We start from the raw sequence: 12,090 nt of genomic DNA on the forward strand, positions 1-12,090 counted from the left end.
CCGCCTTACTTTTCAGGCATAGGCATCGGAAACGGCATCACATTGCTCACGCCCCGCGCCTCGCTGATCTTGGGCGTGCCCAGGCGCTCGACTTCATCGATGCGCACGATCGAATGCATCGGCACAAAACTGCGCACCACGCCTTCGAACTGAGCCTTGAGCTTTTCTTCGCCCGGGTCGACGACCAATTGGGTGCGCTCGCCAAAGACGAACTCTTCCACTTCCAGGAAACCCCACAGATCACTTTGATAGATCTGCTTGGCGTACATTTCGAACACCTGGCCCTGGTTAAGGAAAATCACCTTGTAGATTGGAGCTTCACGTTTGGTCATGGTGGGCGAGCAACACATCGGGGATATAAAAGAGGGCGCGAACTATAGCATGGCACCCGATGCACAACGCTAGGAACCAATGGGCATGCCCCCTATAATGCGCGGTTCTTTACCACCAGTTGACGATTCCCATGGCCAAGAAGCTTTATATCGAAACCCACGGTTGCCAGATGAACGAGTACGACAGCTCGCGCATGGTCGATCTGCTGGGCGAACACCAGGCCCTGGAAGTCACCGCCCGCGCCGAAGATGCCGACGTAATCCTGCTCAATACCTGTTCGATCCGCGAACGGGCCCAGGACCGCGTGTACTCGCAGCTGGGCCGCTGGCGTGAATTGAAACTGGCCAACCCGGACATGGTCATCGCCGTCGGCGGTTGCGTGGCCAGCCAGGAAGGCGCCGCGATTCGCGACCGCGCGCCCTATGTCGATGTGGTCTTCGGCCCGCAAACCCTGCACCGCTTGCCGGAAATGATCGACGCCGCCCGTGTCACCAAGCTGCCTCAGGTAGACGTCTCGTTCCCGGAAATTGAAAAATTCGACCACTTGCCCGAGCCGCGTATCGACGGCCCAAGCGCCTATGTGTCGGTGATGGAAGGCTGCAGCAAGTACTGCACCTTCTGCGTGGTGCCCTACACCCGCGGTGAAGAAGTCAGCCGGCCATTCGACGACGTGCTGGCGGAAATCATCCACCTGGCCGAAAACGGCGTACGCGAAGTGACCCTGCTGGGCCAGAACGTCAACGGCTATCGCGGCCTGACCGAAGACGGCCGCCTCGCGGACCTGGCGGAGTTGATCCGCGTGGTGGCGGCTGTGGACGGTATCGAGCGCATCCGCTACACCACCTCGCACCCGCTGGAATTCTCCGACAGCCTGATCCAGGCCCACGCCGACGTGCCGGAGCTGGTCAAACACCTGCACTTGCCGGTGCAATCGGGCTCGGACCGCATCCTGTCGGCCATGAAGCGCAACCACACCGCCCTGGAGTACAAATCCAAACTGCGCAAATTGCGCGCAGCGGTGCCGGGCATCTGCATCAGCTCGGACTTTATCGTGGGTTTCCCCGGCGAGACCGAAAAAGACTTCCAGCAGACCATGAAGCTGATTGAAGACGTTGGTTTCGACTTTTCCTACTCGTTCGTCTACAGCCAGCGCCCCGGCACACCGGCCGCTGACCTCGTGGACGAAACCCCGGAAGCGCTGAAAAAAGAACGCTTGAACGCGCTGCAGCACCGCCTGAATCAGCAGGGTTTCGAAATCAGCCGACAAATGGTCGGCTCGACCCAGCGCATCCTGGTCACCGACTATTCGAAGAAAGACCCGGGCGAGCTGCAAGGCCGTACCGAGAACAACCGAATCGTCAACTTCCGTTGCGACAACCCGACCCTGATCGGCCAGTTTGCCGATGTGCACATCGATGCGGCGCAACCGCACTCGTTGCGTGGCTCGCTGATCCAATAATTTTCAGATCAGCACCGCTCAAAATGTGGGAGGGGGCTTGCCCCCGATGGCAGTGGATCAGATGGCCCACCTGTTTCTGACACTCCGCCATCGGGGGGCAAGCCCCCTCCCACATTTGAAACGTGCACATTCCGATAACGTAAGTGCTTTCGCACACAGGTCACTGGCGTTATTCTCTCTTTCACCTCAATTGCCAAAGGGCGGCTAAAAGCGACCTTGAACGCACCCATAGTAGAACCCCATCGTTTTATCCTTGAGCCCTTTGAGGCTCGCCGTTTCGCCAATCTGTGCGGACAGTTCGACGAGCACCTGCGCCTGATCGAACAACGCCTGAGCATCGAAATCCGCAATCGCGGCAATCAGTTCGAGCTTATTGGTGAACCCCAACACACCACGTCTGCAGAAAACCTGCTGCGTCGCCTCTATCGCGAGACCAAGGGCAGTGAACTGTCACCGGAAACGGTGCACCTGTACTTGCAAGAGTCCGCTGTAGAAGACCTGGCCAACAACCCTGTGGCCGAAGCCAGCGTGGCCTTGCGTACCAAAAAAGGCATGATTCGCCCACGCGGCCTGAATCAGCAGAAGTACGTCAAGGAAATCCTCGGCAACGACATCAACTTCGGCATCGGCCCGGCCGGCACCGGCAAGACCTACCTGGCCGTGGCCTGTGCGGTCGACGCCCTGGAGCGCGAGCAAGTGCGCCGCATCCTGCTGGTGCGCCCGGCGGTTGAAGCGGGTGAAAAACTCGGCTTCCTGCCCGGCGACCTGGCCCAGAAGATCGATCCGTACCTGCGCCCGCTGTATGACGCGCTGTACGAGATGCTTGGTTTTGAATACGTGGCCAAGCTGATCGAGCGCCAGGTGATCGAGATCGCCCCGCTGGCCTACATGCGCGGTCGCACCTTGAACAACAGTTTCATCATCCTCGACGAAAGCCAGAACACCACCGTCGAGCAGATGAAGATGTTCCTCACCCGTATTGGTTTCGGCTCTACCGCCGTAATCACCGGCGACATCACCCAGGTCGACCTGCCCAAGGGCACCAAGTCCGGCCTGGGCCAGGTGATCGAGGTACTCAAGGACGTGCCGGGCATCAGCTTCACGCACTTCATGCCCAAGGACGTGGTGCGCCACCCGCTGGTGCAGCGCATTGTCGAAGCCTACGAGCGCTTCGAACACCGCGACGATGGACTGTCAAAGGACGTTCGCCGCGATGCTTGAGCTTGACCTGCAACTGGCCACCGACGCGCCTGCCCCCAGCGAAGACCAGTTCCGCCGATGGTGCGCCCTGGCCCTGCGCCAGCGCACTGCCGACTCGGAACTGACCATCCGTCTGGTGGACGAGCCAGAAGGCCGCGAACTGAACCACACCTGGCGCCAGAAAGACTACGCGACCAACGTGCTGTCCTTCCCCGCCGACGTCCCCGACGAGCTGCTGGATATCCCGTTGCTGGGCGATCTGGTGATCTGCGTCGAGGTGGTTGAGCGCGAGGCGAAGGAACAAAGCAAGGAACTTGAAGCCCACTGGGCTCATCTAGTCATCCACGGCTGCTTGCATCTCTTGGGTTACGACCATATAGACGATGACGAAGCCGAGGAAATGGAAACACTGGAACAAACGTTGCTTGCCGAATTGGGTCACCCTGATCCGTATGCAGACGACGAAACCTAACTGACACAACAAAGGATTTAGAGTAATCGCTATGAGCGAAGACCGATCGAGCAACGGGCAAAAGTCATGGCTGGGTAAACTGACCCAGGCTTTTGCCCACGAGCCGAAAAACCGCCAGGAGCTGCTGGAGCTGCTGCGCGAGGCCCACCAGAACAAGTTGCTGGACAGCGAAGCGCTGGCCATCGTCGAAGGCGCTATCCAGGTGGCTGACCTGCAAGTCCGGGACATCATGGTCCCGCGCTCGCAGATGATCAGCATCAAGGCGACCCAGACCCCACGGGAATTCCTCCCGGCCGTGATCGACTCGGCGCACTCGCGCTACCCGGTCATCGGTGAAAGCCATGACGACGTCATGGGCGTCCTGCTGGCCAAGGACCTGCTGCCGCTGATCCTCAAGGAGAACGGCGACAGCTTCAACATCAAGGACCTGCTGCGTCCGGCCACCTTCGTGCCCGAATCCAAGCGCCTGAATGTGCTGCTGCGCGAGTTTCGCGCCAACCACAACCACATGGCCATTGTGATCGACGAATACGGCGGCGTGGCTGGCCTGGTGACCATCGAGGACGTGCTGGAACAGATCGTCGGCGACATCGAAGACGAGCACGACGTCGAAGAAGACAGCTACATCAAGCCGCTGCCGAGCGGTGACTTCCTGGTCAAGGCCCTGACACCGATCGAGAACTTCAACGAGTTCTTCGACAGCGAATTCTCCGATGATGAGTTCGATACCGTTGGCGGCCTGGTGATGAGTGCGTTTGGTCACCTGCCAAAACGTAACGAGACCACTGAGATCGGCGCGTATCGCTTCCGCATCCTGAATGCGGACAGCCGTCGTATCCACTTGATCCGCCTGACTCCGATTGCCCGCTAAGGACTGACATGCGCCGTTTGATCGCACCCGGCTGGCCCGGTAACTTGCTGGCCGTGGTGGCCGGCGCCATCACCACCCTGGCGCTGGCGCCGTTCGATCTGTGGCCGTTTGCACTGGTCGCAGTCGCAGTGTTTTATATCGGCCTGCGGGAACTGACACCCCGCCAGGCCCTGGGCCGTGGCTGGTGTTTCGGTTTCGGTCTGTTCGGCGCGGGGACCAGCTGGATTTACTACAGCATCCACCACTTCGGCGGCGCTTCGGTGCTGCTGGCGGGGTTCTTGATGCTGCTGTTCACCGCCGCCATTGCCTGGTTCTTCGCCCTGCCCGCCTGGCTGTGGGCGCGCTGGCTGCGCCGCAATGAAGCGCCGTTGGCGGACGCACTCACGTTTGCCGCATTGTGGGTCGGCCAGGAAGCCTTTCGCGGATGGTTCCTCACCGGTTTCCCGTGGCTGTACTCCGGTTACAGCCAGCTCGATGGCCCCCTGACAGGCCTGGCGCCCATCGGCGGGATGTGGCTGATTTCCTTCGCGCTTGCGCTGACTGCAGCCCTGTTGTGCAACCTGCCGCGCCTGTTGGCGGGCAAGCGCAATGCCTTTATCGGCGCAGGGCTGGTGTTGCTGGTCGCCCCCTGGGCCATCGGACTGGCGCTCAAGCATCACGCCTGGACGGCTCCGTCCGGCGCGCCGCTGACCGTGGCCGCCATCCAGGGCAACATCGAACAAAGCATGAAATGGGATCCGGAGCAGCTCACCGCGCAGTTGGCGCTGTACCGTGACATGAGTTTCAACTCCAAGCCCGTCGATTTACTGGTGTGGCCGGAAACGGCGGTGCCGGTGCTCAAGGAATCCGTCGAGGGTTACCTGGGCATGATGGGCAAGTTCGCGGCCGACCGGCACACCGCGCTGATCACCGGCGTACCGATTCGCCAGGAAGTGCACCACCAGAAGCGCTACTTCAACGGGATTACCGTGGTGGGCGAAGGTGATGGGACTTACCTCAAGCAGAAGCTCGTGCCCTTTGGCGAGTACGTTCCGCTGCAAGACGTGCTGCGCGGACTGATTGCCTTCTTCGACCTGCCGATGTCGGACTTCGCCCGCGGCCCCGCCGACCAGGCGATGTTGCAGGCCAAGGGCTATCAGATAGCGCCGTTTATTTGCTACGAAGTGGTGTACCCGGAATTTGCCGCCGGCCTGTCGGCCCGGAGCGATCTGCTGCTGACCATCAGCAATGACACCTGGTTTGGCCGCTCCATCGGCCCGTTGCAGCACCTGCAAATGGCGCAGATGCGCGCGCTGGAAGCGGGGCGCTGGATGATCCGCGCCACCAACAATGGCGTGACCGGGCTGATTAATCCGTATGGCCAGATCACCGTGCAGATCCCGCAATTCGAACGCGGCATTCTCTACGGGGAAGTGGTGCCGATGCATAACCTCACGCCGTACCTGCAATGGCGCTCGTGGCCGCTGATCATCGTGTGCCTGATGCTGTTTGGTTGGGCGTTGCTCGCGGCCCGCATGTCGAAAACCGTCTAACAGACCAACACCGAAACAAATGTGGGAGGGGACAAGCCCCCTCCCACATTTTTGACTTATGGTGTTATTGATAGAACAGCCGATACCCCACCTGCCCCACCGCTTCATTGATCAACTGCCCGCTTTGCCACACCGACTTGAACTCCGGCATCCAGCCGCCCAGTGGCCGGGCGTTGTCCACGCCAAGGAAGCCCACGGGCGCCGGCACCACGGTAAAACCGGCCTTTTCAAAACTCCACACTGAACGCGGCATGTGCCAGGCCTGGGTCACCACGACCACGCGCTTGATCCCCTCGGGCAGTAGAATCTCGGCACTCATTTGCGCATTTTCCCAGGTGGTGCGGCTGCGCTCTTCCTTCCAGCGTACCGTCACGCCGAAATCATCCTGCATCGACACCGCCATCAGCTCAGCTTCGCTGGGCGGCGTGCCGTAGTGCAATCCACCGGTGGTGAGCACCGGCAGGCCGGACGCCTTGGCCAATCGGGCGGCATACCGCTGGCGCTCCAGGCCGACACCGGTAGGCTGGTCAGTGCCCCATGCGGGGTCCCCGCGCTCACGCCCCGAGCCCAGTACCACGATGGCATCGGCGCGCTGGGCCAACGTCGACCAGTCTTCACGAGCCAAGGGCGGTGAGGTTTCCAGAGCGCGCGCGCCCCACTCCACCGCCACCGGCAGGCTGATCAACCACATGCCGCCCAGGCCCAAGGCGAAGCAACATCCGGCCAAACGTGGACGGCTGCGACGAAACCACCAGGCAAGGGCTAGCAGCAGCAAAAGAATGCCGGGAGGCAGGAGCAGTTGTTTGATGAAATAACGAATAGGCATCGGGCATCTCCATAGATGCCCGAAGCCTAAGGTGTAACGGGGTTTAGCGACAATCTCTACAGTGACATAGCGCAGTGGTGTGGTTCTGCGGGGAGTGAACTACTTGTAGCGGGCGGACCGGAATGTTTCCGGGCCACGACCGGCCGGCAAGTCCTTGAGCCACACCACCTTGGCAGAGTGCGTAGGCTCCTGGGCTGGCGGGGTTGCCACCCAAGGGGGCGCACTGCGCTTGTTGCGTTCCAAATAAGCCTTGATCAGTTCCAGCTCTGCACGGCTCAACCCGCGCAGTTCCAACTCGACAGGCCGTTCATCACGCAATCGGCCCGCTGTTCTCGCTGCATCCAATGCACGACCCAATCGGTCGATCAGTCCTTCGTAGACTTCCGGTTTCGTTGCGATTCGCTGCGATTCAACCATCCCCTCACCTCATTGAAGAAAGACTTGCTCCCCAATAAACAGCGTAGCCCCCGTAGCTACGCCTGCCCGGCGCCGCGACAGACGGCCTCGGCTGCGCAATCAGGGTTTCCCTCGATAGAGTGGGGTCATGTATGCTACGGCGCTTCCTGTAACTCCACTTCCCGCAGGGTTTGGGCACGGACGCGCCGCTTTTTGGTGTCGAACAACCTGAACGTTGCACCGAAGAGGATTAGGCCACCCCTATCCAGTTCAAAAGTAGCCATGCACGAACAATATCAGCCCCGTGAAATAGAAAATGCCGCCCAAACCTTCTGGGACGAGCAAAAGTCCTTTGAAGTCAGTGAACAGCCGGGCAAGGAAACTTTCTACTGCCTGTCGATGTTCCCTTACCCCAGCGGCAAGCTACACATGGGGCATGTGCGCAACTACACCATCGGCGACGTGATTTCCCGCTACCAGCGCATGCTCGGCAAAAACGTTCTGCAACCCATGGGTTGGGACGCCTTCGGCATGCCGGCAGAAAACGCCGCGATGAAAAACAACGTGGCTCCCGCCAAGTGGACCTACGAAAACATCGCCTACATGAAGACCCAGCTGCGCAGCCTGGGCCTGGCGGTGGACTGGTCCCGCGAAGTGACCACCTGCAAGCCGGATTACTACCGCTGGGAACAATGGCTGTTCACTCGCCTGTTCGAAAAAGGCGTGATCTACCGCAAGAACGGTACCGTGAACTGGGACCCGGTCGACCAGACCGTGCTGGCCAACGAACAAGTCATCGACGGTCGCGGCTGGCGTTCCGGCGCGGTGATCGAAAAGCGCCAGATCCCGATGTACTACTTCAAGATCACCGCCTACGCGGATGAGCTCCTGTCGAGCCTCGACGATCTGCCGGGCTGGCCTGAACAGGTCAAGACAATGCAGCGCAACTGGATCGGCAAGTCCAAGGGCATGGAAGTGCAGTTCCCGTACAACGTCGATTCCATCGGCGAAGCGGGCGCGCTCAAAGTCTTCACCACCCGTCCGGACACTTTAATGGGAGCGACTTACGTCGCCGTGGCCGCCGAACACCCGCTGGCTACCCTGGCCGCACAGAACAATCCTGAACTGCAGGCGTTCATCGCCGAATGCAAAGGCGGCAGCGTGGCCGAAGCCGACGTCGCCACCCAAGAGAAAAAAGGCCTGCCGACCTCGCTGTTCGTCGAGCACCCGCTGACCGGCGAAAAACTGCCGGTGTGGGTCGCCAACTATGTGCTGATGCATTACGGCGACGGCGCGGTAATGGCTGTGCCGGCCCACGACGAGCGCGATTTCGAGTTCGCCGTCAAATACAACCTGCCGATCAAGCCCGTCGTGCGTACCAGCGCCGGTGACACCACCCCGACGCCTTGGCAGGACGCTTACAACGAACACGGCACACTGATCAATTCCGGTGAATTCGACGGCCTGGACTTCCAGGGCGCCTTCGACGCCATCGAAGTCGCACTGATCAAGAAGAACCTCGGCGCCTCGCGCACGCAGTTCCGCCTGCGCGACTGGGGCATCAGCCGCCAGCGCTACTGGGGCTGCCCGATCCCGATCATCCACTGCGATACCTGCGGTGACGTGCCGGTACCGGAAGACCAACTGCCGGTCGTACTGCCCGAAGACGTGGTGCCGGATGGCGCCGGTTCGCCGCTGGCGCGCATGCCCGAGTTCTACGCGTGCAGCTGCCCGAAATGCGGCGCCCAGGCCAAGCGTGAAACCGACACCATGGACACCTTCGTCGAGTCCTCGTGGTACTACGCCCGCTACGCCTCGCCTCACTACGAGGGCGGCCTGGTGGAAAAATCCGCAGCCGACCACTGGTTGCCGGTGGATCAGTACATTGGCGGTATCGAACACGCCATTCTTCACCTGCTGTATGCGCGCTTCTTCCACAAGCTGATGCGCGACGAAGGCCTGGTGAGTTCCAACGAGCCGTTCAAGAACCTGCTGACCCAGGGCATGGTGATCGCCGAGACTTACTATCGCCGCGAAGCCAATGGCGCCTACACCTGGTTCAACCCGGCTGACGTCGAGCTTGAGCGTGACAGCAAAGCCAAGGTCATCAGCGCCAAGCTGATCGCCGACGGCCTGCCGGTGGAAATCGGCGGTACCGAGAAAATGGCCAAGTCGAAGAACAACGGCGTCGACCCACAGTCGATGATCGACCAGTTCGGCGCCGACACCTGCCGTTTGTTCATGATGTTCGCCTCGCCGCCTGACATGAGCGCCGAATGGTCCGACTCCGGCGTCGAAGGCTCGCACCGCTTCCTCAAGCGTGTCTGGCGCCTGGCTCACGCCCATGTCAGCCAAGGCCTGCCGGGCAAGCTGGACGTGGCATCCTTGAGCGACGAGCAGAAACTCATCCGCCGTAGCACCCACCTGGCCATCAAGCAAGCCAGCCAGGATGTGGGCCAGAACCACAAGTTCAACACCGCCATCGCCCAGGTGATGACGCTGATGAACGTGCTGGAAAAAGCCCCGCAAGTGACCGAACAGGACCGCGCCCTGGTACAGGAAGGCCTGGAAACAGTCACCCTGCTGCTCGCGCCGATCACCCCGCACATCAGCCACGACCTGTGGAGCCGTCTGGGCCACAGCGACGCTGTCATCGATGCGCGCTGGCCGGTGCAGGATGACAGCGCGCTGGTACAGGACACGCTGCAACTGGTGATCCAGGTCAACGGCAAACTGCGTGGCCAGATCGACATGCCGGCCACTGCCAGCCGTGAAGAAGTCGAAGCCGCCGCACGCGTCAACGAGAACGTGCTGCGCTTTACCGAAGGCCTGACGATCCGCAAAGTGATCGTGGTGCCTGGCAAACTGGTCAATATCGTCGCTAGCTAATCGGATCGGGCGCAGGGCTTGAGCCCTGCGCCGAACAAAGCCTTCAGGGCCTCGATAAGGCCCACATGGTTTCAAGGGGAGCAACAAAATGATCAAACGCAATCTGCTGGTTATGGGCCTTGCCGTGCTACTGAGCGCTTGCGGCTTCCAGCTGCGCGGCACCGGAACCAATGAACTGACGATCAAGGAACTGGATGTCAGCGCACGCGACGCTTACAGCGAAACCGTGACCCAGCTGCGCCAGGTCCTGGAAAACAACGGCGTACACGTCTACACCGGCGCAACCTACAAGCTGTTCCTGGCGAACGAGAAAGAAACCCAGCGCAACCTGAGCTACGCCAGCGCCGGCCGTGCGTCCGATATCGAACTGAGCACCGTACTGAGCTTTGAAGTCCAGGGCCGTGATCACCTGCCATTGATGGGTGACAACATCCAGGTGCAGAAAATCGTCAGCCACGACGGCAACAACCTGGTAGGTTCGGACGCCGAAATCACCCAGGTGCGCCAGGAAATGCGTCGGGATCTGGTGCAACGCATGGTCCTGCGCCTGTCGATGCTGACCCCGCAACAGCTGGAAACCTTGCAGCAAGCCGCTGACAACAAGGCCAAGGCTGACGCCGACGCACTTAAAGCCGCAAAAGAGTACGAAGACAACACGCCGAAACAGTCGCCTGTTGAAGTGCCTGCCGAGTAAGCCGGACGGGGCGCCCCAGGCGCCCCGCTCTACCTGCCTATGAAACTCGCCCCCGCCCAACTCGCCAAACACCTGCAAGGTAGCCTTGCGCCTGTCTACATCGTCAGCGGTGATGACCCGTTGCTGTGCCAGGAAGCTGCCGACGCCATCCGTACCGCCGCGCGCCAGCAGGGCTTTGATGAACGCCAGGTCTTCAGTGCCGACGCCAGCTTTGACTGGGGCACGCTGCTGCAAGCCGGTGCGAGCATGTCGCTGTTCGCCGAAAAACGCCTGCTGGAACTGCGCCTGCCCTCGGGCAAGCCCGGCGACAAGGGCGCTGCGGCGTTGATGGAATACTGCTCGCGGCCCGCTGAGGACACGGTCTTGCTGATCAGCCTGCCCAAACTCGACGGCAGTGCGCAGAAGACTAAGTGGGGCAAGGCCCTGGTAGAAGGGGCTCAGACCCAGTTCATCCAGATCTGGCCGGTGGACAGCAATCAGTTGCCACAGTGGATTCGCCAGCGCCTGTCTCAATCAGGGTTGTCTGCAACGCAAGACGCCGTAGAGTTGATCGCCGCTCGGGTCGAAGGCAACTTGCTTGCCGCCGCCCAGGAGATCGAAAAACTCAAGCTGATGGCCGAAGACGGACAGATCACTGTCGAGACCGTTCAAGGTGCCGTGGCAGACAGCGCGCGTTTTGACGTGTTTGGACTGGTGGATGCAATCCTCAACGGCGAACCCGCCCACGCCTTGCGCATGCTCGAAGGTCTGCGCGGCGAAGGGGTGGAGCCGCCGGTGATTCTCTGGGCCCTGGCCCGTGAGCTGCGGGTCTTGGCCAATATTGCCCTGCAATACAGCCAGGGCACACCGCTGGACAAATGTTTCAGCCAGGCCCGGCCGCCGGTGTGGGACAAGCGCAAACCCCTGATGAGCAAGGCCCTGCAACGGCACACAGCGCAACGCTGGGCGCAGCTGTTGCTTGAGGCGCAGCGCATTGATGCGCAGATCAAAGGCCAGGCAGCCGGTTCGCCGTGGATGAGCCTCAGTCGCTTGTCGCTGTTGATGGCCGGCCAACGCCTGACACTTCCCGCCGAATAGCACCTCTGTTAAAAACACTGCAAAACCAATATGGGAGGCGGCAAGCCCCTCCCACGCTTTTGATTGCGCTTACAATTGATGGGCTTTACAGCGACCGAACTTCGGCAGATTATTTGCACCGCTTCCCTCCCCCAAGAGAGTCAAGACCATGAGCAAAAAGCCATCCAAGCATGGCCCCAACAAGGCCAAATCCATCATCGCCCAGCCACTGTTCCGAGCCCGTCAGGAACGCGCCGGCAAGGGCAAAGGCAGCTACCGCCGCGAAGCCTTCCAGTCTAATAGCTGGGAGGCTTCTTACTTTCTGGCTGCCTGAAGGCAAGCGCCCCTCCGGCATGATAAGG

The 12,090-nt window shown here is 60.8% G+C and carries 12 protein-coding genes; 9 read left to right on the forward strand and 3 right to left on the reverse strand.

Annotated features, from left to right (window positions below; translation table 11 throughout):
• Window positions 1-5: 5 nt before the first annotated feature.
• Entirely contained in the window at window positions 6-332 is a 327-nt protein-coding gene (locus NDJ82_RS08570) for a DUF1820 family protein (protein ID WP_003236992.1), read from the reverse strand.
• Window positions 333-463: 131 nt separating this feature from the next.
• Between NDJ82_RS08570 and miaB the strand changes: the two genes are divergently transcribed.
• The 5 genes from miaB (at window position 464) to lnt (ending at window position 5,867) form a co-directional block, all read left to right on the forward strand.
• On the forward strand, window positions 464-1,792 hold the full coding sequence (gene miaB, locus NDJ82_RS08575) for a tRNA (N6-isopentenyl adenosine(37)-C2)-methylthiotransferase MiaB (RefSeq protein WP_191959242.1): 1,329 nt from the start codon (window positions 464-466) through the stop codon (window positions 1,790-1,792).
• Between the two features lie 216 nt (window positions 1,793-2,008).
• Window positions 2,009-3,013: a PhoH family protein gene (locus tag NDJ82_RS08580; protein WP_069673128.1), complete on the forward strand. Its 1,005-nt coding sequence runs from the start codon at window positions 2,009-2,011 to the stop codon at window positions 3,011-3,013.
• Window positions 3,006-3,464, forward strand: a complete 459-nt coding sequence (ybeY, locus tag NDJ82_RS08585; RefSeq protein WP_250925312.1) for an rRNA maturation RNase YbeY — start codon at window positions 3,006-3,008, stop codon at window positions 3,462-3,464. Before NDJ82_RS08580 ends, ybeY begins: the two co-directional genes overlap by 8 nt.
• A 31-nt stretch (window positions 3,465-3,495) precedes the next feature.
• Window positions 3,496-4,335 (forward strand): CorC family transporter, encoded by an 840-nt coding sequence (locus tag NDJ82_RS08590; protein ID WP_005791724.1) that lies wholly within the window; start codon window positions 3,496-3,498, stop codon window positions 4,333-4,335.
• An 8-nt stretch (window positions 4,336-4,343) separates the two neighbouring features.
• Window positions 4,344-5,867 (forward strand): apolipoprotein N-acyltransferase, encoded by a 1,524-nt coding sequence (gene lnt, locus NDJ82_RS08595; protein WP_250925313.1) that lies wholly within the window; start codon window positions 4,344-4,346, stop codon window positions 5,865-5,867.
• A gap of 64 nt (window positions 5,868-5,931) precedes the next feature.
• On the opposite strand, the gene NDJ82_RS08600 is transcribed toward lnt, so the two are convergent.
• Entirely contained in the window at window positions 5,932-6,693 is a 762-nt protein-coding gene (locus NDJ82_RS08600; protein WP_193862191.1) for a YdcF family protein, read from the reverse strand.
• 99 nt (window positions 6,694-6,792) lie between these two features.
• The gene (locus NDJ82_RS08605; RefSeq protein WP_099584681.1) at window positions 6,793-7,110 is read right to left on the reverse strand and encodes a hypothetical protein; all 318 of its coding nucleotides are present in this window, start codon (window positions 7,108-7,110) and stop codon (window positions 6,793-6,795) included.
• Window positions 7,111-7,371: 261 nt separating this feature from the next.
• On the opposite strand from NDJ82_RS08605, the gene leuS reads away from it, so the two are divergent.
• The 4 genes from leuS (at window position 7,372) to arfA (ending at window position 12,062) form a co-directional block, all read left to right on the forward strand.
• On the forward strand, window positions 7,372-9,978 hold the full coding sequence (gene leuS / locus NDJ82_RS08610) for a leucine--tRNA ligase (protein ID WP_250925314.1): 2,607 nt from the start codon (window positions 7,372-7,374) through the stop codon (window positions 9,976-9,978).
• Between the two features lie 88 nt (window positions 9,979-10,066).
• Complete coding sequence (locus tag NDJ82_RS08615) at window positions 10,067-10,672, forward strand: LPS-assembly lipoprotein LptE (RefSeq protein ID WP_099584679.1); 606 nt, start codon at window positions 10,067-10,069, stop codon at window positions 10,670-10,672.
• A gap of 39 nt (window positions 10,673-10,711) precedes the next feature.
• The gene (gene holA / locus NDJ82_RS08620) at window positions 10,712-11,749 is read left to right on the forward strand and encodes a DNA polymerase III subunit delta (protein WP_099584678.1); all 1,038 of its coding nucleotides are present in this window, start codon (window positions 10,712-10,714) and stop codon (window positions 11,747-11,749) included.
• Window positions 11,750-11,897: 148 nt separating this feature from the next.
• On the forward strand, window positions 11,898-12,062 hold the full coding sequence (gene arfA / locus NDJ82_RS08625; protein WP_099584677.1) for an alternative ribosome rescue factor ArfA: 165 nt from the start codon (window positions 11,898-11,900) through the stop codon (window positions 12,060-12,062).
• Window positions 12,063-12,090 lie beyond the last annotated feature (28 nt).

The organism is Pseudomonas sp. SR18 (assembly GCF_023701505.1).
Lineage (GTDB): Bacteria > Pseudomonadota > Gammaproteobacteria > Pseudomonadales > Pseudomonadaceae > Aquipseudomonas > Aquipseudomonas cyclaminis.